The organism is Sphingomonas leidyi (assembly GCF_011761945.1).
Classification (GTDB): Bacteria; Pseudomonadota; Alphaproteobacteria; order Sphingomonadales; family Sphingomonadaceae; genus Sphingomonas; species Sphingomonas leidyi.
The window spans coordinates 33185-53908 of sequence record NZ_JAASQV010000005.1 but is presented as its reverse complement, the minus strand read 5'-3'; the positions used below and the strand labels follow the sequence as shown (position 1 = coordinate 53908).

The 20724-nt window shown below is 69.2% G+C and carries 22 protein-coding genes and 1 pseudogene; 9 read left to right on the top strand and 14 right to left on the bottom strand.

Features of this window, described 5'->3' with window-relative positions:
• Positions 1-121 precede the first annotated feature (121 nt).
• Genes FHR20_RS19355 through FHR20_RS19345 form a run of 3 tightly spaced genes read right to left on the bottom strand, consistent with a single transcriptional unit; the run spans position 122 to position 2494 of the window.
• Positions 122-394 (bottom strand): DUF3297 family protein, encoded by a 273-nt coding sequence (locus FHR20_RS19355; RefSeq protein ID WP_167301262.1) that lies wholly within the window; start codon positions 392-394, stop codon positions 122-124.
• 16 nt (positions 395-410) lie between these two features.
• Complete coding sequence (locus FHR20_RS19350) at positions 411-2072, bottom strand: FAD-dependent oxidoreductase (protein WP_167301261.1); 1662 nt, start codon at positions 2070-2072, stop codon at positions 411-413.
• Positions 2073-2122: 50 nt separating this feature from the next.
• Positions 2123-2494 carry a hypothetical protein gene (locus FHR20_RS19345; protein ID WP_167301260.1) on the bottom strand — a complete coding sequence of 124 codons (372 nt, stop codon included), beginning with the start codon at positions 2492-2494 and terminating at the stop codon, positions 2123-2125.
• A gap of 143 nt (positions 2495-2637) precedes the next feature.
• Here FHR20_RS19345 and FHR20_RS19340 point away from each other — a divergent pair, with 143 nt between their 5' ends.
• Positions 2638-3039 (top strand): EVE domain-containing protein, encoded by a 402-nt coding sequence (locus tag FHR20_RS19340; protein ID WP_167301259.1) that lies wholly within the window; start codon positions 2638-2640, stop codon positions 3037-3039.
• Between the two features lie 19 nt (positions 3040-3058).
• Here FHR20_RS19340 and FHR20_RS19335 read toward each other — a convergent pair whose 3' ends face one another.
• The 4 genes from FHR20_RS19335 to typA form a co-directional block, all read right to left on the bottom strand.
• Positions 3059-3916, bottom strand: coding sequence for a rhamnogalacturonan acetylesterase (locus FHR20_RS19335; protein ID WP_167301258.1), 858 nt, complete (start codon positions 3914-3916; stop codon positions 3059-3061).
• Between the two features lie 56 nt (positions 3917-3972).
• Positions 3973-4536: a hypothetical protein gene (locus FHR20_RS19330; protein WP_167301257.1), complete on the bottom strand. Its 564-nt coding sequence runs from the start codon at positions 4534-4536 to the stop codon at positions 3973-3975.
• Between the two features lie 80 nt (positions 4537-4616).
• Complete coding sequence (locus FHR20_RS19325) at positions 4617-4952, bottom strand: DUF805 domain-containing protein (protein WP_167301256.1); 336 nt, start codon at positions 4950-4952, stop codon at positions 4617-4619.
• Between the two features lie 28 nt (positions 4953-4980).
• The gene (typA, locus tag FHR20_RS19320; RefSeq protein ID WP_167301255.1) at positions 4981-6822 is read right to left on the bottom strand and encodes a translational GTPase TypA; all 1842 of its coding nucleotides are present in this window, start codon (positions 6820-6822) and stop codon (positions 4981-4983) included.
• A 311-nt stretch (positions 6823-7133) separates the two neighbouring features.
• Here typA and FHR20_RS19315 point away from each other — a divergent pair, with 311 nt between their 5' ends.
• Positions 7134-7709: an NADPH-dependent FMN reductase gene (locus FHR20_RS19315; RefSeq protein ID WP_167301254.1), complete on the top strand. Its 576-nt coding sequence runs from the start codon at positions 7134-7136 to the stop codon at positions 7707-7709.
• A gap of 60 nt (positions 7710-7769) precedes the next feature.
• Here FHR20_RS19315 and FHR20_RS23245 read toward each other — a convergent pair.
• A pseudogene (locus FHR20_RS23245) lies at positions 7770-8453 on the bottom strand (AraC family transcriptional regulator); the annotation flags it as partial.
• 84 nt (positions 8454-8537) lie between these two features.
• Here FHR20_RS23245 and FHR20_RS19300 point away from each other — a divergent pair.
• Positions 8538-8924 carry a VOC family protein gene (locus tag FHR20_RS19300; RefSeq protein ID WP_208413772.1) on the top strand — a complete coding sequence of 129 codons (387 nt, stop codon included), beginning with the start codon at positions 8538-8540 and terminating at the stop codon, positions 8922-8924.
• 13 nt (positions 8925-8937) lie between these two features.
• Here FHR20_RS19300 and FHR20_RS19295 read toward each other — a convergent pair whose 3' ends face one another.
• On the bottom strand, positions 8938-10653 hold the full coding sequence (locus tag FHR20_RS19295) for a M61 family metallopeptidase (protein ID WP_167301252.1): 1716 nt from the start codon (positions 10651-10653) through the stop codon (positions 8938-8940).
• 139 nt (positions 10654-10792) lie between these two features.
• Between FHR20_RS19295 and FHR20_RS19290 the strand changes: the two genes are divergently transcribed.
• From FHR20_RS19290 to FHR20_RS19280, 3 genes are all read left to right on the top strand, one after another.
• Positions 10793-11140, top strand: coding sequence for a hypothetical protein (locus FHR20_RS19290; protein ID WP_144034393.1), 348 nt, complete (start codon positions 10793-10795; stop codon positions 11138-11140).
• Positions 11141-11252: 112 nt separating this feature from the next.
• Positions 11253-12452, top strand: a complete 1200-nt coding sequence (locus tag FHR20_RS19285; RefSeq protein WP_167301251.1) for a toxic anion resistance protein — start codon at positions 11253-11255, stop codon at positions 12450-12452.
• 3 nt (positions 12453-12455) lie between these two features.
• On the top strand, positions 12456-13166 hold the full coding sequence (locus tag FHR20_RS19280) for a hypothetical protein (RefSeq protein ID WP_167301250.1): 711 nt from the start codon (positions 12456-12458) through the stop codon (positions 13164-13166).
• Between the two features lie 85 nt (positions 13167-13251).
• On the opposite strand, the gene FHR20_RS19275 is transcribed toward FHR20_RS19280, so the two are convergent.
• Complete coding sequence (locus FHR20_RS19275) at positions 13252-13722, bottom strand: Rrf2 family transcriptional regulator (RefSeq protein WP_167301249.1); 471 nt, start codon at positions 13720-13722, stop codon at positions 13252-13254.
• A gap of 87 nt (positions 13723-13809) precedes the next feature.
• Between FHR20_RS19275 and FHR20_RS19270 the strand changes: the two genes are divergently transcribed.
• Complete coding sequence (locus tag FHR20_RS19270; protein WP_208413771.1) at positions 13810-14598, top strand: class I SAM-dependent methyltransferase; 789 nt, start codon at positions 13810-13812, stop codon at positions 14596-14598.
• Here FHR20_RS19270 and FHR20_RS19265 read toward each other — a convergent pair.
• From FHR20_RS19265 to ubiA, 3 genes are read right to left on the bottom strand one after another with little or no spacing between them, the layout of a single operon-like run.
• Complete coding sequence (locus tag FHR20_RS19265) at positions 14595-15377, bottom strand: inositol monophosphatase family protein (protein WP_167301247.1); 783 nt, start codon at positions 15375-15377, stop codon at positions 14595-14597. The genes FHR20_RS19270 and FHR20_RS19265 overlap by 4 nt on opposite strands.
• Entirely contained in the window at positions 15370-16716 is a 1347-nt protein-coding gene (locus tag FHR20_RS19260; protein ID WP_167301246.1) for a TldD/PmbA family protein, read from the bottom strand. The genes FHR20_RS19265 and FHR20_RS19260 overlap by 8 nt, the downstream gene beginning before the upstream one ends.
• Before the next feature lie 31 nt (positions 16717-16747).
• Positions 16748-17665, bottom strand: coding sequence for a 4-hydroxybenzoate octaprenyltransferase (gene ubiA, locus FHR20_RS19255; RefSeq protein WP_167301245.1), 918 nt, complete (start codon positions 17663-17665; stop codon positions 16748-16750).
• A gap of 113 nt (positions 17666-17778) precedes the next feature.
• On the opposite strand from ubiA, the gene FHR20_RS19250 reads away from it, so the two are divergent.
• Positions 17779-18468 carry an EF-hand domain-containing protein gene (locus tag FHR20_RS19250; protein ID WP_243857663.1) on the top strand — a complete coding sequence of 230 codons (690 nt, stop codon included), beginning with the start codon at positions 17779-17781 and terminating at the stop codon, positions 18466-18468.
• 32 nt (positions 18469-18500) lie between these two features.
• The gene (locus FHR20_RS19240; RefSeq protein ID WP_167301244.1) at positions 18501-19241 is read left to right on the top strand and encodes a 16S rRNA (uracil(1498)-N(3))-methyltransferase; all 741 of its coding nucleotides are present in this window, start codon (positions 18501-18503) and stop codon (positions 19239-19241) included.
• Positions 19242-19253: 12 nt separating this feature from the next.
• Here FHR20_RS19240 and FHR20_RS19235 read toward each other — a convergent pair whose 3' ends face one another.
• Positions 19254-20555: a methyltransferase family protein gene (locus tag FHR20_RS19235; protein ID WP_167301243.1), complete on the bottom strand. Its 1302-nt coding sequence runs from the start codon at positions 20553-20555 to the stop codon at positions 19254-19256.
• Positions 20556-20724: the final 169 nt, after the last annotated feature.

Genomic DNA, 20724 nt, shown 5'->3' with positions numbered 1-20724 from the left:
TCCCCGCCTGCGCGGGGATGACGAAAAGGCTACTTGTCTCAAGGGGATAAGCACCAACATCGGCGTCATCGATGAAAGTGCGTCGGCGCAGTCGAAGAACCTCCCAAGGGAGGATTGAGGATCAGCCCTCGGCGCCTTCTTCCGCGCTGCCTTCGGCGGGCCGCTCGAACCATGCCTCGACCGGGCCGACCAGCTTGATCGTCAGCGGGTTGCCCTTGCGGTCGACCTTGTTGCCGAGCGCGACGCGGACCCAGCCTTCGGAAATGCAATATTCCTCGACGTCGCGGCGCTCATTGCCCTTGAAGCGGATGCCGATGCCGCGCTCCAGCAGTTCGCGCTGGAAATAGGGGCTGTTCTGGTTGACCGACAGGCGGTCCGGGGGCGTGTCACTCATGGGCAGCCCTTTGCCGCTATTGGCGCAGGCTTTCAAGATAACGGTGGATCGAAGAGACCACCACCGATCCCTCGCCCACGCCCGACGCGACTCGCTTGACCGAGCCCGAGCGGACGTCGCCGACCGCGAAGATGCCCGGCCTGGACGAGCAGAAGAAGGTGTCGCCGCTCCCCGTCCGCACGAAGCCGGCGGGATCCAGGTCGAGGCAGCCGTCCAGCCAGTCGGTCGCGGGCACCGCGCCGATCATCACGAACAGCGCGCCCACGCGGCGCCGGCTCGCCTCGCCGCTCTTGCGGTCGGTCCAGCCCAGGCCGGTCAGGTGCCGCTCGCCCTCCAGCGCGGTCACTTCGGTGAAGGGGTGCAGCGTGATCCGGTCCGAAGCCTCGATCCTGTCGATCAGATAGCGCGACATCGTCTCGGCCAGCCCCTTGCCGCGGACCAGGATGTGGACATGCCCCGCGCTGCGGGCGAGGTAGATCGCCGCCTGCCCGGCCGAGTTGCCGCCGCCCACCACCACCACTTCCTGCCCGGCGCAGAGCCCGGCTTCCATGTTGGTGGCGGCATAATAGATGCCGTTGCCCTCCAGCTCGGCATAGCGCGGCAAGTCGAGCTTGCGATAGCGGGCGCCGGTGGCGACCACCACGACGCGCGAGCGGATCTCGGTCCCGTCGTCGAGCCGCACGACGAACGGCGTTGCGGCGCAATCGAGCCCCACCGCGCCGCGCGAGACCAGCAGGCGCGCGCCGAACTTCTGCGCCTGCACCTGGGCCCGTCCGGCCAGCGCCTGGCCCGAGATGCCGGTGGGGAAGCCGAGATAATTCTCGATCTTGGAGCTGGTCCCCGCCTGCCCGCCCGGCGCGATCGATTCGACGACGATCGTGTCGAGCCCCTCCGAGGCGGCATAGACGGCGGAGGCAAGCCCGGCGGGGCCGGCACCGACCACGGCGACGTCATGGACATGGGCGGGATCGAGCTCGACGGTGAGGCCAAGCGCGTCCGCCACCTGGCCGTTGCTCGGCCGCCGCAGCGCCTGGCCCCGGACCACCACCACGGGCAGGTCCTCCGGTGCGAGCCGGAAGCATTCGAGGAAGCCGCCGGCATCGGCATCGGTCTCGGTGTCGATCTGGCGATGGGGCAGCCCGTTGCGGCGCAGGAAGCTCTCGATCCGGACAGTGGCCGCGCCGTGCGCGGGACCGATCAGCGCGATGCCTGCCTCGCCGTGCAGCATCATGCCCACCCGGCGCAGGATGAAGGCGCGCATCACGACCTCGCCGATGTCCGGCTCGGCGGCGATCAGGCGGCGAAACGCCAGCCGCTCGACCCGCACGAGGCGCGTGCCGGGCAGCACCCGGGCGGAGACGAGGATCTTGCGGTCGTTGAACAGATCGAGCTCGCCGGTGAACTGGCGAGCCCCATGGACATGCACGACATGCTCGCGGCCCTTGGCATCGACGTCAAGCACTTCGACCGCGCCGGCCAGCACCAGGAAGAAATCGACGCTGCGCTGCCCGCGCTCGAACAGGGCGCCGCCCTCCGGCCATTCCTCGACGCTGCCAAAGGCGGCGGCGCGCCCGGCCATGTCGTCGTCGAGTTCGGGGAAGGTCTGGGCTTCCCGGCGATAGGGATCGGAAGGATCGGCGGCGTGCTGCCGCGGCTGCAGGTGCGAATCGGTGCCCATGCCCGCAGCGTAGCGGAGGGGCAGCGCCAGGCTACCCCTCCCCGGAAACGTCAGCGGCAGTAGCGGACCCGCACCGGGCGATCGAGATAGGGATCCCACACCCGGCGGACCTCGCAATAGCCGCGATAGGAGCGGTAATAGTCGCGATAATAATAGCCGTCGGTCGGGTAATAGCCATGGTCGCGATAATAGCTGCGATCATAGTCATAGCGGCGGTCATAATGGTCGTAGCGGCGGCCGTCGCTGGCGATCGCGGCACCGATGGCGAGGCCGGCGATACCCGCGACGATTGCGGTGCCGGTATTGTCATGGCCGCGATAATGGCCGCGATAGCGCTGCGCCTCGGCCGCCGGCGCGACGGCGACCAGCACGGTCGCGCCCAGGACGGTGCCGAGCACGGCCTTCTTAACGAAATTGGTCATCACTTTCCTCCTCATTTGCGGGCGCCTGCCGGCCGTCCGAGGAGGGACGAGTCGCGGCGCTGAGGCTATGGAGATAACGCCCGGCGGCTGAACTGGTTCGGAATCGGTTGTTAAGCAGCCGTTTAGGCGGTTAAGGCGGCGGCATGCGCTACTGGCTCCTCCGCTCCGAACCCGACGCCTATTCCTGGGACGACCTGGTCCGCGACGGGGCGACCGAATGGAACGGCGTGCGCAACTACACTGCCCGCAACTTCCTGAAGGACATGGCGCCGGGCGACCAGGCCCTGTTCTATCATTCGAACACCGAGAAGGCGGCGGTGGGGATCATGGAGATCACCCGCGCCTGGCAGCCGGACGGCGATGACGGCAAATGGGCCAGCGTCGCGGTGAAGCCGGTGCGCAAGCTCGCCAGGCCGGTGACGCTCGCCATGCTCAAGGCCGAACCGCGGCTGGCGAAGCTCGAAGTGCTCCGCCAGTCCCGCCTCTCGGTCACGCCCGTCCGCGACGACGAATGGGCCGTGCTGCTCGCGCTGGGCGACGCCTGATCGGGCGGCGCCGCTAGTCTCAGGGTACCAGCAGCGGGCGCATCCCCGGCACGGCGACCGCCAGCGCGTCGGCCACCATCTTCGAGAAGAAATCGGCGCCTACCGGGCCGAGATGCGTATAGTCGAAGGCGAGCCTGGCATCGCCCAGCGGCTCGACCGCAGCATTGTCCTGCGGCAGGGCCTGGGCGACGGCCGCGACCGGGTTGGCGATCGTGGTGCCGGCAAGCGCCGCGGCGGCGACCTCGCGGGCCGGCGGCACCTGCGCGAAGCGGTTGGCCATCGACGGCCCCAGCGCCTCCACCGCATCGGCGCTGCGCCGGTTGAGATCGACCAGCGGCACCTTCAGCTCCGCCGCCACCTTGCGGATCGCCTCCGCCCAGGGATCGAGATCGCGCTCGAGCTTGCCTGCCTTGAACTGGCGCCGGGTGAGCGGCGTGAGAAGGATCGGCTCGGCGCCGGCGGCGCGGGCCTCCTGGACATAGAGGCGCAGGTTCGCCGGGAATTCGGTGGCGAGATCGGTCGAGCGGCCCGGCTTGCCCGGCTGGTCGTTATGGCCGAACTGGATGAGCACCCAGGTCTTCGCGAAGCCGCGCGTCTTCATCTCGGCCAGTGCCAGGTCCCAGCTGCCCTCGGCCCGGTAGCTATAGGTGCTGCGCCCGCCCCGGGCGAGGTTCACGCAGGCGGCGAAACTGGTGACGTGATAGGCGCAGAAGCTGCCGCCCCAGCCCGACAGCACCTGGGTGGTGGAATCGCCGACCAGGATGATCTTCGACGCCTTGATCGGCACCGCCGGGGGGCGGTCCTTCGGGGCAGTCTGCGCCTGTGCCGCGCCGGCCGACAGCACCAGAGCCAAACCGGCGAACATAGCCCCTCGCATCCAATCCTCCCCGATATCGTTTAGGAGTGGACGCTAGATGACACCGGTGGCAAAGGTCAAGGTAGCGGCAGGCGGACCTCGAGATCGCGCAGCCGGCGCGGCTCGGGCGGCGGCAAGTCGTCGAGCGGGATGGCGACGCGGCCGGCCTTGTCGGGTTTCTTCTTGAAGCTGCGCCCCACCCCGCCAATTGCATCGCCGATCAGCTTGACCGGGTTGGTCGCCTCGCCCGGCTCCTCGCAGCAGCTGTTCGGGTCGACCAGCTTGCCCACGCCGCGGATCAGGGCCGTGCCCATGCCGAGGATATTGATGCCCGTCGTGCAGCCCTCGGACCGGGTGGCGCAGGGCGCGATCGAGGCGTTGAGCGCGCCGATGCCGCTCACGTCCGGATTGCTCGGCATCGGCCGGTCGGGCGGACCCCGCTCGCCGGGGAGCGGCAGGCGGGGAACGGAATCGACGCCCTGGCCGCAGACCACGATCTCGTCCGGCTTGCGCGGCGGGCCGCCGGAGCAGGGATCGTTGAGGATCGACCAGCTCTGCTTGCCGTCCGCACCCTGTTTCGGCTGGTTGACCGTGCCCGGCGCTTCCTGCGCGGCGATCAGGGCCAGCACCGTGAGCAGCATAGAGAACTCCGTCCGACCTACTGGGACGAGACGGAGCTAATCATAGATACCCGTCCGTTGGAAAGCCCCGCCCCCCCAAATCACTCGAAGACCTCGGCCATCGCGTTCGGATCCAGGTCGCGCGGATCCTGGCCCTTCTCGTTCTCGCCCTTGGTTCCCGGAATCAGGCCGATCACGATCACGGCGAGGAACCCGAGATACGGGACGAAAGTCGTCCAAGCCCATTTGCCGCTGGCGTCGAAATCATGCAGCCGGCGGGCGAGCAGGACGATCGAGGGCACGAACGTCGCAAGCAGCCAGACGAGTATGATGATCCCGGCCGCTCCAACCAGCGCATCGACATCGGCACGATTGTCGCCCCGCGAACGAAGCCCATGAAAACTCCGCCCGATCCACTGGGGACCGGACGGAGCCAAACACAGATCGGTGCCTGCAGGAAAGGTCTTAAGCGGCGTGCTTCGCCCGCGAGGCGCGCTTGCGCTCGTGCGGATCGAGGTGGCGCTTGCGCAGGCGGATCTTGGTGGGCGTCACCTCGACCATCTCGTCATCGTCGATGTACGCGATCGCCTGCTCCAGCGTCATCTTCTTCGGCGGGGTCAGGCGGACGGCGTCGTCCTTGCCGCCCGAGGCGCGGAAGTTGGTGAGCTGCTTCGCCTTCATCGGATTGACCTCAAGGTCTTCCGTCTTGGCGTTCTCGCCGACGATCATGCCCTCATACAGGGCCTCGCCATGGCCGACGAACAGGATGCCGCGCTCCTCGAGCGGGCCCAGGGCATAGCTCTGCGCCTCGCCATTGCCGTTCGAGATCAGCACGCCGTTCTTGCGGCCTTCGATATTGCCCTTGTGGGGGCCGTATTTCTCGAACAGGCGGTTCATGATGCCGGTGCCGCGGGTGTCCGACAGGAACTCGCCATGATAGCCGATCAGGCCGCGCGACGGCGCCGAGAAGGTGATGCGGGTCTTGCCGCCACCCGAGGGGCGCATGTCGGTCATCTCGGCCTTGCGCTGGTTCATCTTGTCGACGACCGTGCCCGAGAATTCGTCGTCCACGTCGATCACGACGGTTTCGTACGGCTCGGTCTTCTTGCCGCTCTCGTCCTCGCCGAACAGCACGCGCGGGCGGCTGATGCCGAGCTCGAAGCCCTCGCGGCGCATCGTCTCGATCAGCACGCCGAGCTGGAGTTCGCCGCGGCCGGCGACTTCGAACGAGTCCTTGTCCTCGCTCTCGGTGACCTTGATCGCGACATTGCTCTCGGCTTCGCGCTCGAGGCGGTCGCGGATCATGCGCGACGTCACCTTGCTGCCCTCGCGGCCCGCCATCGGCGAATCGTTGACGGCGAAGCGCATCGACAGCGTCGGCGGGTCGATCGGCTGCGCCTGGATCGGCGTGCTGACCGACGTGTCCGCGATGGTGTTCGACACGGTGGCCACCGTCAGGCCGGCCAGCGAGATGATGTCGCCCGCCCTGGCTTCGTCGGTCGGCACGCGCTCCAGGCCCTGGAAGGTCATGATCTTCGAGGCACGGCCGGTCTCGATCACCTTGCCCTCGGCATCGAGCGCATGGATCGGCTGGTTGAGCTTGACCGTGCCCGACTGGACGCGGCCGGTGAGGATGCGGCCGAGGAAATTGTCGCGGTCGAGCAGCGTCACGAGGAAGCTGAACGGCGCGTCCTGGTCGAGCGCGGGCGGCGGCACATGCTCGACGATCTTCTCGAACAGCGGCTGCAGCGTGCCTTCGCGCGCATCGGCGTCGTCCGAGGCATAGCCGTTGCGGCCCGAGGCGTAGAGCACCGGGAAGTCGAGCTGCTCGTCATTGGCCTCGAGCGTGACGAACAGGTCGAACACCTCGTCGAGCACTTCCTGCACGCGCGCGTCCGAACGGTCGATCTTGTTGACGACCACGATCGGGCGCAGGCCGAGCTTGAGCGCCTTGCCGGTGACGAACTTGGTCTGCGGCATCGCGCCTTCCGACGAATCGACCAGCAGGATCACGCCGTCGACCATCGAGAGGATGCGCTCCACCTCGCCGCCGAAGTCCGCGTGACCCGGGGTGTCGACGATGTTGATGCGAACCGGCTCGCCGCCACCCGGAGGCGCCCACTCGACCGAGGTCGGCTTCGCCAGGATGGTGATGCCGCGCTCCTTTTCGAGGTCGTTCGAATCCATCGCGCGCTCTTCGACGCGCTGGTTGTCGCGGAAGGTGCCGGACTGGCGGAAGAGCTGGTCGACGAGCGTGGTCTTGCCGTGGTCGACGTGGGCGATGATCGCCACGTTGCGGAGGTTCATGGTGCTTTCCTGGAAAGAAGTTGGCGGGCCCGTACAGCAATTTGTGCGTTGCGGGAAGCCCGGTGATTCGGCAGCCCGCCGGACGAAGGCATTGACTCCGTTGCCTCTCCCGGTGCCCGGGCGGGAGCGACCGGCAGCGGAGGGTCGCAAGGCCCCCTGCCCCATCGCGCGCGATGGCGGCGGCGCGCCGGGCGCGGGCGGCGATCGCCGGAAGGGGCGCCAAATGGGTGGTTGGAGCACGCGCGCGCATCGGCCATCCTGAACCGCAAAGGCGCCGCGCCGGGCAGCGCGGCATGCACGAAGGGAAGACAATGACGCAAAAGCTGAAGATCCTCGTCATCCTCGGGTCTGTCCGCGAGGGACGGGTGGCGGAGCCGATCGGCAACTGGGTGATGGGCGCGGCGGATGCGGATCGCGACGATCTCGACTGCGAGCTGATCGACCTGAAGCAATGGGACCTGCCCTTCTATCCTCATCCCAAGCCGCCCGCGGCGGGCGACTATGCCGACGCCAAGCAGATCGCCTGGGGCGAGAAGGTGGCGAGCGCCGACGGCTTCATCCTGATCGCGCCCGAATATAATCACGGCATCCCCGCGGTGCTCAAGAACGCGCTCGACACCGTCTATGCCGAATGGAACCGCAAGCCGGTGGCCTTCGTCGCCTATGGCGGCATGGGCGGCGCGCGTGCGGTGGAGCAGCTCACCATGGTCTCGCGCGAGCTGCAGATGGCGCCGCTGGAAGGAGCGCTCCACCTGCAGGGCGTGTGGAACCGGCGCGAGGGCGGCCGCTTCGCCGCGGACACGCGCGAAGGCGCACGGCTGAACCATCTGTTCGACGAGCTGGCCTGGTGGGGCAAGGCGCTCAGGAACGCGCGGGCGGCAGGCTGAAAAGCATCCCGGCGTCTCGCCGAATGCGGCGCGGAAGGCGGCGACGAAGGCGCTGGGCGTGGCGAAACCGGCATGGGCGGCGACCGACTTGACCGGCTCGCCCGCGCCAAGCCGTTCCATCGCGGCCAGCAGCAGCGCATGGCGGCGCCAGCGGCCCAGGCTCAGGCCGGTTTCCGATCGGAAGCGGCGCTCGAGCGCGCGCAGGCTCATGCCGGTCGCCGTCGCGATCTCCGGCCCGCGCCTGCCCCTGCGGGCCAGATCGGCGGCGCGCCGCATCGCCTGGCTGGCCGGCTCGGGCAGATCGAAGGGCGGCGTATCGGAGCGCCGGAATTCCTCGCGGACCAGCAGCGCCACTGCCGCTTCGGCGGGGCGGCGGCCGTCGAGCATCCCCCAGGCCACGGCCCGCAGCACCAGCTCGCGCAGCAGCGGCGACACCGTGACGGCCACGCAGTCGCGCGGCAGCCCCTGCGCCCATTCCGGCTGGAGATAGAGGGTGCGGAGCGTGCTCGCCGCGGCAAAGCGGATGCCGTGCCGCACGCCCGCCGGCACCCACACCGCCCGGCCGCTGGGCGCGATCCACGAACCCCGCTCGGTCCAGATCTCCATCATCCCGGCAGCGGCATGGACCAGCTGGTGCCAGTCATGCGCATGCGGCGGGATCGCCTCGCCGGCATGATGGTCGCTCGCCGCCGTGCGGATCAGCAGAAAGGGCTCGTCGGCCACGCTGCGCCGGATTCGCGACATCATGCGCCGTTATAGCGGGATTGCGGCGAAGGCGCGAGCGCGACAAAATCCCGCCATGCCCTCCCCGATGCCGGAGCGATGCCGATGCCCGCCAACCTTGCTTCCTTCGCCCTCCATGTCGACGATGTCGATCGCGCCCGCAGCTTCTACGAAGCGGTGTTCGGCTGGGAATTCGAGCCCTGGGGCCCGCCGGGCTTCTACCTGATCCATACCGGCGACGCGGATGCGCCGGGCGTGCAGGGGCTGATGCACAAGCGGCATGTTCCGCGCAGCGGCGAGGGACTGAACGGGATCGAGCCGACCTTCGCGGTCGACGATGTCGATGCGGTGGCCGAGCGCGTCGTGGCGCATGGCGGCGCGATCACCCTGCCGCGCGCCGTGATTCCGACGGTCGGCACGCTGATCCGCTTCCTCGACACCGAAGGCAACGACATCGGCGCGATGCGCTATGAGGCGCGGCCGCGCGGATAGCCCCGGGGCCGTCCTATCCGGCCAGCGCCGCCTTGCACGTCTCCGGCTCGGCAGCGAAGCGCGCCGAATCGAGGACGATCTGCTGGGTGCGCAGCGTCTTCCCGCCGGCCGGGCGGAAGGTGACGCTGCGCTTCGTCGCGCCGTCCTGCACTTCCACCACGAAATCCACCGCCGAATTGCCCGGCTCGCCGGCGGTGCGCCGCAGGATCTTCATCCCGTCGCGCAGCCCGGCGGCATAGGCGTTGGAAGCGGGATCGACGCCGGTGAGCACGTTGCCGGCCCTTTGCGTGGCGGCATTGTCCCAGCCGCGATCGAACACCGGCACATCGGCGGTGACCAGCCGGGCGCAGGCGCCGAAGGCGTCCTCGGGCAGGAACAGCGGCTCGCCGCGCGCCAGATAGCGATCGACGTCGGGGCGGATATCGAGCCCCGCACGGTCCATCTCCGCAGCGAACGCGTCGGTAAGCCGGGGCAGTTCCGCCGCGCCGCGCAACCGGTCGCGCTGGGCGCGCAGCACCGTGTCGAGATCCCCCAGTCCCTTCGCCTGGAGCTGCCGGTCCCATAGCGCGGCGAGCATCGATCCGCGCTGATAGGGGATCTTCTCCGCATCCTGGCCGCCGGTCCAGAACTTGGCGGCGGCCTCGACATTGCCGGCGGTCCGGAAGGACGAGGCGGCATAGGCGCGCAGCATCTCGTTCCAGTCGGCGGCGAACTTCTCCGGCGTCCACAGGCCGGCGCGCAGCATCAGCCGGCGCGCATAGAAATCGGTGAAGCCCTCGCTCAGCCAATAGGCCTCGGCCTCGGCCGTTTCGGGGAAGCGGCCGAGCTGGCGCGCATTCCAGCTGTGGAAATATTCGTGCGCGAGCAGCCAGCCCAGGCCGGAGAGCGGCGCGTCGCGGTCGATCCAGGTGGCGAAGGCGTCGCTGCGGCCGGTGCCGCCATAGCTTAGCCGCCCGGGCATCGACGCCAGCGGGATCGCCGTGATCAGGAAGGGGCCGGCGCCGGTCTCGCGCCAGAAGTCGCGCTCGACTGCCACCACTTCGCCGGCCAGCCGGTCGAACGCCCGGACGTCGAAGCCGAAGCGGCCGACATGCGCGACGCGGACGGGCGCGCCCTTCACCATGATGGTGGTGACGGAGAGATCGCGCCCGCCGATCGCGATGCTCTCGAGGATGTCGCCCACGCTGCGGGGGCGGCCGCCAAGGCCGGTCGAATGCTCGGTATCCGAGGCGAAGCCGATGCCGGCGGGCCCCTTCCAGGCGAAGCGGGCCGGCGCATCGTCGCGCCCGACGGGGCGGGCATAGAGGATCTCGCCCACCGAATAGAACCAGCCGGGGCGCACGACCGGACGGGCCTGCTCGCTGTCCGCCACGCTGGGATCCGCGTCATAGGCAGAGACGATCCGATAGCGCATGACCAGCGGCGCGCCCGGGGCGGAACGGACGATGCGCCCGCCATGCGGCGCCGGGGTGGCGGACGTGCCGCCCTGGACGTGGATGTCGCGCGCCCATTGGCCGAGCTTGTCCTCGCCGGCCCAGCCATCGGCCCAATCGAGCGTAGTGACGCCCGATTTGTCGGCGCGCAGCCGGATCGTGACTTCGAGCGCGGCGATCGCATCGCCCTGCAGCACCGGCGCGAGTTCATAGGATATCGCGGGCGCGGGCGCCGCCGAGGCCGCGCCGAGCGCGAGCAGGACGGGCAGCGCCGCGATGCGCAACCAATGGTGCATGAAGATCCCCTTTTCCGTGCCCGACCCGATGTATCGCCGCAAAGGCTGACCGGCGGATGAACGGAATGCCACCCGGCGATCGCCGTGCCGGCTATTTCGGGCGCGAAACCGCGCTATGCTGGCGGCGAAGGAGATCGTGATGAACAAGGGTGTGCTGCTGGCGCTGGTGCTGCTCGCGGGCTGTTCGGGCAAGACCGAGAAGCGCAATATCAGCCTGGTGCTCGATGCCGATTTCGCCACCGGCAAGCTGCTGCTCAACTGCCGCGATTCGAGCAGCGGCACCTGCCATGTGCTGGTGGCCGGATCGGGCGAACCGGTGCGCCTCTCCGCCGCCAAGGGCGCGACCGCCACGGCCGCCAGCGGCGCGGCCGAGGGCGCGCGCTTCTGCGCGGGCGAAAGCGAGCCGCAAAATGGCTGCCAGCTCACCGTGCTGCGCAATGGCGAGCAGATCTATCGCTCGAGCCTGGTGAAGAGCGAAAGCCGCTGAGCCAGGGGCTTGGCCCTTGGCGCAGGCGCCCAGGTGTATTACATAAATCACACAGTTGGTTTGCCGTCCGGATGATCCTATGCTGGGGGCCGGACAGTTTGGAGACGTGGGAATGGCGAGCGAGACTGCGGTGGCCGAACAGGATCTGGTGCTCACCCCGCCCGAGCCGGTAAAGGCCGTCGCGCCCGAAAAGGCGGCGGGACTGGTGCCGGTGGACGACGGCAAGAAGTCCGAGCTGGAGGCGCGGGTCGACAGCTTCATCGACGATCTCGTCGCGCAGGACGTCAACTCGCCCGAGTTCGGCAAGCGCGTCGATGCGATCGCGGCGATGGGGCAGAAGGAGATCCGCGACGCGGCGGGCCAGTCCAACCGCTTCCTCGATCGCCCGGTCAAGGCGATGGGCAATGACGGCGTCGGCGCCGACCTGCTCGCGCTGCGCAAGAAGGTGGAGGAGCTCGACCCCAGCCAGAACGGCAAGCTGATCGGCGGGAGCCAGGGCTTCCTGTCGAAACTGTTCGGCGGCGGGATGCAGCAATATTTCCGCAAGTACCAGTCGTCGCAGACCCATATCAACGGCATCCTCAAGAGCCTGTCCAACGGCAAGGACGAGCTGCTGATGGACAATGCCGCGATCGATACCGAGCGGACCAACCTGTGGGCCGCGATGGGCCGGCTGGAACAGATGATCTATCTGTCCAAGGCGATGGACGCGAAGATCGAGGACAAGGCCAACGAGCTGGACCATACCGATCCCGCCAAGGCCAAGGCGCTGCGCGAGACCGCGCTCTTCTATGTCCGCCAGCGCACCCAGGACCTGCTCACCCAGATGGCGGTGACGGTGCAGGGCTATCTGGCGCTCGACCTGGTCAAGAAGAACAATGTCGAGCTGGTGAAGGGCGTCGACCGCGCTTCCACCACCACGGTCTCGGCATTGCGCACGGCCGTCACCGTGGCGCAGGCGCTGACCAACCAGAAGCTGGTGCTCGACCAGATCACCGCGCTGAACAGCACCACCGCGGGGCTGATCGATTCGACCGGCGCGCTGCTCAAGAGCCAGTCGGCCGCGATCCACGAACAGGCGGCGAACTCGACGATCCCGGTGGAGACGCTGCAGCGCGCGTTCCAGAACATCTATGACACGATGGACGCGATCGACACGTTCAAGCTCAAGGCGCTCGACAGCATGAAGACCACGGTCAACACGCTGTCGAACGAAGTCGAGAAGTCGAAGGGCTATATCGCCCGGGCCGAAGGGGCAGCGCAGAACCAGGTCGCAGGCGGGGCGGAGACGTTCAAGCTGGAGGCGATGTAGGCCGTGCCCACCGATGTCGATCGCGAACTGAACCGGATCGGAGGCACGCTCGATCGCGTGCGCGCGCGCACCGATCTGGCCGTGTCCGGCCGCAACCGCCAGCACCGGGAAACCGAAGTGGTCCGCCGGATCGGGCGGATCGCGGCGGCGGACGGGCTGATCCTGGCCGGCGCGATCATCTTCGGGCTGGCGGTGGCGCCGCTCGGCATGATGGGCGCGATGCTGGTGGCGCTGCTGCTGGTCGCGGCCACGCTGCTGTTCGCGCTGATGCCGGCAAGCGCGCCCGTGAATGTCGAGAAGCTGGCCGAGATCCCGCTCAAGGCCCTGCCGCGCAGCACCGAGCGCTGGCTCGAGACGCAGCGCCCGGCCCTGCCCTCGCCGGTGCGCGGCCTGGTCGATTCGATCGGGGTGAAGCTGGAGACGCTGACACCCCAGCTCGCCGCGCTGGACGAACATAGTCCAGCGGCAGTCGAAGTGCGCAAGCTGGTGGGCGAGCAGCTGCCCGAGCTGGTCAAGGGCTATCAGCGCGTGCCCGAGCCGCTGCGCCGCGTGGAGCGCAACGGGCTGACGCCGGACCAGCAGCTGGCCCAGGGCCTGCAGCTGATCGACGACGAGATCGCCGAGATGACCTCGCAGCTGGCCCAGGGCGACCTCGACGCGCTGGCGACGCGGGGGCGCTATCTGCAGATCAAATATCAGGGCGACGAAGGCTAGGCCGAGGACCCGAACAAGTATTTGATTTTCCTTCATCATTCCCGCGCAGGCGGGGATGATGAGGTTTGCTGAACGAGTCTCGATCCTAGGCCGGGGCCCCATATGCGTCACCGGTCCCGGGGTTCCAGCCGCCGGCCACGCACTGCGCATCGAAGCTGCGGGCCAGCTCGGCCAGGCTCACCGCGCCGAGCCGCGCGACCAGCAGCGCTTCCGCTTCGCGCAATGCGTCCTCCAGCGCCCCGTTGACTGCCCGCTCGACCGCGCAGGCGGGGTTCTCGTGCTCGGCCCCGATCGCGAACAGGCTCGGGCCGCCCACCGCGCGGTGGATGTCGAGCAGCGAGACCTTCTCCAGATCGGCGGCGATCACCCAGCCGCCGCCATGGCCCTTTTCCGAGCTGACGTAACCCGCGTCGCGCAAGCCCGCCATCGTCCGGCGCACCACCACCGGATTGGTCTGGAGCATCTTCGCGATGTGCTCCGACGTCATCGGCCCGTCATGCCGCGCCATGTGGAGCAGCACATGGAGCATCCGGGAGAGGCGGCTGTCCTTTCGCATCCTGTTTTCCTCGGGCCGCCGCACGCGATTGGCAAGCGCGCCATTTCACGATACTTATCATGTTACATGATTCGCGAAAGGCAGATAATGACCGAGCAGAAGCACGAGAACCCCGCGCATTGGGACGAAGCCGCCGCCCATTACGAGCGCACCGCCCACCCCTTCACGTCGCGTTTCGCCGAGGAGGCGCTGGCGCGAGTGACGCTGACGCCGGACATGCGCGTGCTCGACGTGGCCGCGGGGGCCGGCGCGCTGGCGCTGGCCGCGGCGCGGACGGGCGCGCAGGTCCTCGCCACCGATTTCTCGCCCGGCATGGTCGCGCGGATCGCCGCGTCGGCGCCGGCCAATGTCGAGGCGAAGGTGATGGACGGGCAGGCGCTCGACCTGCCCGACGCGGGGTTCGACGCCGCCTTCTCGATATTCGGCGTCATCATGTTCCCCGACTGGCGCAAGGGGCTGGCCGAGATGGCCCGCGTCACTCGGCCCGGCGGCCTGGGCGTGCTCGCCACCTGGCGCAGCGAAGGCGCGGCGACTTTCCTGCTGCTCTCGCAGATCCGCAGACGGCTGTTCCCGAAGCTCGACGGCAAGACGAAGCTGCCCGAGGGCGCGGTGGCGCTGGGCGATCCCGAATGGCTGTCGGCGGCGATGGCCGATGCCGGGTTCCAGGCGCCGGCGATCGACACGGTGGTGCATGATTTCGAACTGGACGTGCGCCAGCTCGACACGCCGGAGGCGCTGTTCGGGATGAGCCCGGACTGGGTGGCGCTCGACGACGCGCAGCGGACGGAAGTGGTCGCCGAGGTACGGCGGATGGCGGGGGAGCGCGCGGTGCTGCCGATCCCGTCGACGGCGCTGATCGCAGTGGCGAAGCGCTAGGCCTTCAGCACGTCCCGCGCGCGATCGGCGAGCCGCTCCACCGCGGCGGCATGGATGCCCGGCGCGCTGGCGAGCACGCCGAATGCCTGGCCGCTCGGCGTGTTGAAGGCGAGCGGGCGGCCGAGCGCATCGGTGATCGCCGCCCCCGCCTCGCGCGCGATGAGGACGGCGGCGGCGACGTCCCATTCATTGCCCCAGCGGATCGTGGCGAGCAGGTCGGCCTCGCCCGCCGCGACCATCGCGATACGCAGCGCGATCGAATTGGGCTTGGCGACCATGACCAGGTCGCTGTCGACCTTGGGCAGCTGATCGGCGGGGACGCGCGCGCCGGCCAGCCTGTCGCGCGCGGCGACATGGAGCCGCGCGTCGCCGCGCCACGCGCCCTTGCCGGCTTCCGCGGTCCAGCACTCGCTGCGCGCCGGCGCGTCGAGCACGCCGATCACCGGCGCCCCGTCGTCCACCAGCGCGACCGAGACGGCCCAGCCCGGACGGTGGCGCAGATAGTCGCGGGTGCCGTCGATCGGATCGACCACCCAGACGCGGCGGGCCGAGAGGCGCGCGCGATCGTCCGCCGTCTCCTCGGAAAGCCAGCCGGCATCGGGCAGCAGCGCGCCCAGCCGCTGGCGCAGCAGCGCGTCGACTTCCAGGTCGACGTCGCAGACCGGGCTGCCGGGCACTTTCTCCCAGCGCCGGAACTCCGTCTCCCAGCGCGCCATGGCGAGGCGCCCCGCCTCGGCGGCGATCGCCGCGACCCGGGAGGCGAGGCCGGGCTCAGGCACCGGCGATCGTCATCCCGTCGATGCGAAGGGTCGGCGCGTTGATCCCGTAGCGGAACTCGAGGTCGCTGGCCGGCGTGAGCGCGAGGAACATGTCCTTCAGATTGCCCGCGATGGTGATCTCGGAGACCGGACGCGTGATCTCGCCCTTCTCGATCAGGAAGCCGGCGGCGCCGCGGCTATAGTCGCCGGTCACGCCGTTGACGCCCTGGCCGATCAGTTCGGTGACGAGGATGCCATGATCGATCTCGCCGACCAGCGTCTCGGCGGGGATATGGCCAGCCTCCATATAGAGGTTGGAAGGCGCGACGCCCGGTGCGCCACCGATGCCGCGCGCGGCATGGCCGGTGGGCTCCAGGCCCAGCTGGCGCGCCGAGGCGCTGTCGAGCAGCCAGGTCTCCAGCATGCCGGCATCGACCAGCTTCACCGGCTGGACGGGCAGGCCCTCGCCATCGAACGGGCGCGAGCGCAGGCCGCGCGGGCGATGGGGATCGTCGCAGATCGTCACGCCCTTGGCGAAGACCTGCTGGCCGAGCCGGTCGAGCAGGAAGCTGGTCTTGCGCGTGATCGCCGCGCCGCTGATCGCGCCGAGGAAATGGCCAATCAGCCCCGCCGAGACGCGGTGATCGAACACCACCGGCATCGTGCCGCTGGGGATCCTGGCCGGATCGAGCCGGGCGACCGCACGCTCGCCGGCCAGCCGGCCGATCGCCTCCGGCGCCTCGAGCAGCGCGGCGTGCCGGGCGGAATGATGCGCATAGTCGCGCTCCATCCCGCCGCCCGCGCCGGCGAGCACGCTGGCCGAGAGGCCGTGGCTGGTCTGGGCATAGCCGCCGGTGAAGCCGTGGCTGGTGGCGAGCGTCATCACCGCGCGCGAGGCGCCCGCGCTGGCGCCCTCGCTGTTGGTGACGCCCGGCACGCTGCGCGCCGCTTCCTCGGCGCGGCGGGCGCGCTCCCTGAGGCTGGGCGGATCGACGCGGGCGCCGTCGTCGAGGTCGAGCATCGGCGCGCTGCCGTGGAGCAGCCGGTCCCCGGGCGCAAGGCCGGCCCATTTGTCCTCGGGCGCCTCGCGGGCCATGGCGACGACACGCTCGACGAGCATGTCCATCGCGGCGGCGCTGAGATCCGAGGTGGAGACGCTGGCCGAGCGATGCCCGATGAAGACGCGCAGGCCGAGCTCCTCGCTCTCCGAGCGCTCGACGTCCTCGAGCGCGCCCATGCGCACCGAGACCGATTGCGAACTGTCGGCGGCGAACACGGCATCGGCGGCGTCGGCGCCCGCGGCGCGCGCCCGTGCAACGGCATCGGCGGCGCGTTCACAGGCTTCGGATATGGTCAGCATCGCGCCGACTTAGGTATGCGCGGGCGCAACGTCAAAGCGTCTGGCCCACGACGAGGCACGCGGCGAACATCAGGAGGCCCGCATTGCGGTTCGCGCGGAAGCGGGCGAGCGCGTTGGCGCCGTCCTGCGGATCGAGCGTCGCGACCTGCCAGCCCAGGTGGAGCGCCATGGGCAGCAGCGCGGCCAGCGCGAGCGGGTCGGGGCGCAGCTGCCAGATCGCCGCGCCCCAGCAACCGAGCGCAGCAAGGTAGAAGAGCGAAACGCCGCCACGGACATGGCTGCCCATCGCGCGGGCCGAGGAACGCACCCCGACCAGCGCATCGTCCTCGATGTCCTGCACCGCATAGATCGTGTCATAGCCGATCACCCAGGCGATGCTGCCGGCATAGAGCAGCGCGAGCGGCAGCAGCGGCTGGCTGCCGATCTCCACCCAACCGACCAGCGCGGCCCAGGAGAAGACGAGGCCGAGCCAGGCCTGGGGCCACCAGGTGATCCGCTTCATGAAGGGATAGGCGGCGACCGGCGCGATGCTGGCGAGCGCGACCAGCCGGGCGGGCCAGTGGAGCCGGAACCAGACGACCAGCCCGACCAGGCAGAGCATGGCGAGCCATGCCGCGGCCGCCTTCACCGACACCGCGCCGCTCGCCACCGGGCGGCTGCGGGTCCGCGCCACCTGCCGGTCCAGGTCGCGATCGACGATATCGTTATAGACGCAGCCCGCGCCGCGCATCGCGATGCTGCCGAGCAGCAGCCACAGGATCAGCTCCCATTGGCGGACCGCGCCGCCCGAAAGCGCGACCGCCCAGGCGCCGGGCCAGAAGAGCAGCCACCAGCCGATCGGCCGGTCGAAGCGGGCAAGCAGCGCATAGGGCCGCCAGCCGGCGGGAAGCAGGCCCACCAGCCCGCGATGCTCGGTATCGGGAACGATCTGCTGCTGCGCCTCGGCCATGGCCCGTCCTCCGCGCAGGCGCGGCAAAGATCAAGCCCGCAACAATCTGGCATAATTTTGCGACAATCGGAGTACAGGGGCATGGTGAAACCATTTCACCCTGGAAACATCCGATGCGCCTCCTCTTCGCCAGCCTGACGCTCGCCGCGATCGCCACGCCCGCCCTGGCCGACGATCCGCCCGGTTTCTTCATCAGCCCGATGGGCGAACCGTTCCGCGGGCATGACGCGCCCAATATCTGGTTCGACCAGGCCGACACCAACCATGACGGCGTGCTCACCGTGGAAGAGATGGAAGCCGATGCGGCACGCTTTTTCGCGATTCTCGACAAGAACAAGGACGGCGAGATCGATCCGGACGAGATCGAGATCTACGAGACGCAGATCGCGCCGATGATCAGCGTCGGCAATGCCGGGCCCGAGGAAGCGCCGCCCAGCACCGGCGATTCGGACGCACCGGCGAAGAGGCCCGTCTATGTGCCGCAGGGCGCGGCGCGCTTCGGCTATTTCAACTATCCCGAGCCGGTGATCGTCGCCGACACCAATTTCGATCGCGGGGTGGATGCGCGCGAATTCCGCATCGCCGCCGACAAGCGCTTCGCGATGCTCGACAAGAATGGCGATGGCAAGCTGGAGAAATCCGAACTGCCCAAGCTCTCCCCGCCCAGCTTCAGGCAGGGCAAGCGCGGTGGCGGCGGTCGGGGTGGCATGGGCCGGCGTGGCGGCGGCCGGCACGGCGGCGGCGGCGGCTTCGGCGGCGGCGGGATGACTCCCGGCGGCGGCATGGACGGCATGGGGGAGTGACGGGAGCGCAGCGCGGGCGCTAGAGCGAGTCCATGCCCGCTACGCCCGCCTGGCCGCCCCAATCCGCTCCGCGCCTGTTCGTCGAGGCCACGCTCTCCCCCGGCGAGCTTCGCATCGACGGCGCGCAGGCCCATTATCTGATCGCGGTGATGCGGATCAAACTCGGCGAGGCGATCAAGCTGTTCGACGATCGCACCGGCGAATGGGCCGGGGTGGCGCGGCAGATCGGCAAGCGCGACCTGATCCTGGAAGTCACCGACCTGCTGCGCGAGCGCGAGGCGGTGCCCGATCTGTGGCTATGCGCCGCGCCGATCAAGAAGGGGCGGATCGACTGGATCGCCGAGAAGGCGTGCGAACTGGGCGTCGACCGGCTGGTGCCGGTGCTGACGCGGCGCAGCGTGGTCGACAAGCTCAATCCCGAGCGGCTGCGCGCGCACATGATCGAAGCGGCCGAGCAGTGCGGCCGCACCGCGCTGCCGGCGCTCGACGAAATGGTGAAGCTGCCCGCGTTGCTCCGCGACTGGCCCGAGGCGCGCACGCTGTTCTTCGCGGACGAAGCGGGCGGCGTGCCGGCGATCGAAGCGATGCGCGCGCATCCGGGACCCGCGGCGATCCTGGTCGGGCCCGAGGGCGGGTTCGACGATGCCGAGCGCGCGGCGATCAAGGCGCATTCCCGGGCGGTCGGGATTTCACTCGGGCCGCGGATCTTGCGGGCCGAGACCGCGACGGCGGCGGCGGTGGCGCTATGGATGGGGGCGGCCGGGGACTGGTGACGAGAGGCGCGCTCAGGCCGCGCGCAGCTTGCCCCCCACCCACGCGAAGAACCTGGGCACGGGCGCGTTGCGCTGCATCCAGGCGCTGTATTCCTGATAGGCGGGATCGGAGCCCAGATGCTCTTCCTCGGTGCGCGCGCGCCAATAATAGATGCCGCTCACCACCGCCATGATCGCGGCGTTGCGCAGGCCCTCCGCCCAGCCGGTAGTGGCCAGGAAGGGCAGGCCCGAGAGCCACCAGAACAGGTTCTTGGAGAGATAGGCCGGATGGCGGCTCCAGGCATAGGGCCCATGGGTCAGGATGCCGCGATGCGTCAGGTTCGAGAAGCGCAGGCCGAAGGCGATCGTCGCCCAGGCATAGATGCCGGTCAGCACCACCAGCACCGCGCCGAGGCCGCCCAGGATCCAGGGATGGCCGGCGAACCACCAGGTCCAGTCGGCGCTGCCCTGGTGATAATCGAGCACGCCGCCCTCGTTCATCAGCACGAACGGCGGATAGCAGATCAACGCCGCGGTCCAGCCCGCGGCAAGAGGCGTGGCGGTCCGGATGTGCGAATCGAGCGGCCGCATCGTCAGGATGTAGCCGGCCGTGGCGAAGGCGACGTCGATCACGAACATGAAGGCGATGCAATAGTTCGCGATCACTGCCGGGCTCTCGAACATGCGGTCGAAGTTCCAGCCGACGAAATCGGCGAAATTGGGCGGCACGATCGAAAGCATGAAGGCCAGGAAGAAGCCCTTCACCGCCCAGCTGCGCAGATGGTTGTGGATGGCGCCATGATCGATCGGCTCCTTCAGCCCCATCAGCCATGCGCCGAGATGCCAGGCCCCGTCCCGGGGCTGCACCAGCTTGCGGTCGAGCCACAGCACATAGGGGATGGAGAGCAGGAACAGCGCCGGCGCCGCCATCTCGATGCACCAGATCGACCAGGCGAAATTGGCGTAGCGCCCGCTCCACCAGAAGGGGAAGGTGGCATAGATCAGCGCGATCCCGCCCCAGGTGAGCCACAGGCCGGTTAGCTTGGTGACCGAGACGTCGAGCGTGTCCTTGAGCGTGCGCTTCGAGGACCAGTCGATGCCCGTCGAGGGGTTCCGATGCACCTTGTCGACCAGCAGCGACCAGAGCACCATCGGCACCGCGCAGGCAACGACGTTGACCAGCGCGCTATAGGGCCCGTCGAGCCGGTAGAGCGTGGCGATCGCGGTCCACAGCGCCATGCCGGCAAGCCCGGCCATGCCGACGCCGGTGCTCACCGCCGAGCGGGGACGCGGATCGGCCTTGGCCTCGGCCGCCAGCTGGGGATCGTGATACATGGCGGAAACAGCTAGCGCACAATGGTTAGCGCCTCGTTAGCACCTCCCTTTCCCCGCCGGCGGGGAGAGGGTCGGGGAAAGGGGCATATCCGATGGTGCGACGCTGCCCCTCTCCCCGGCCCACACCCCTGAGGGAGAGAGGGAGATTTACATGCCTGCCCGCGCAGTC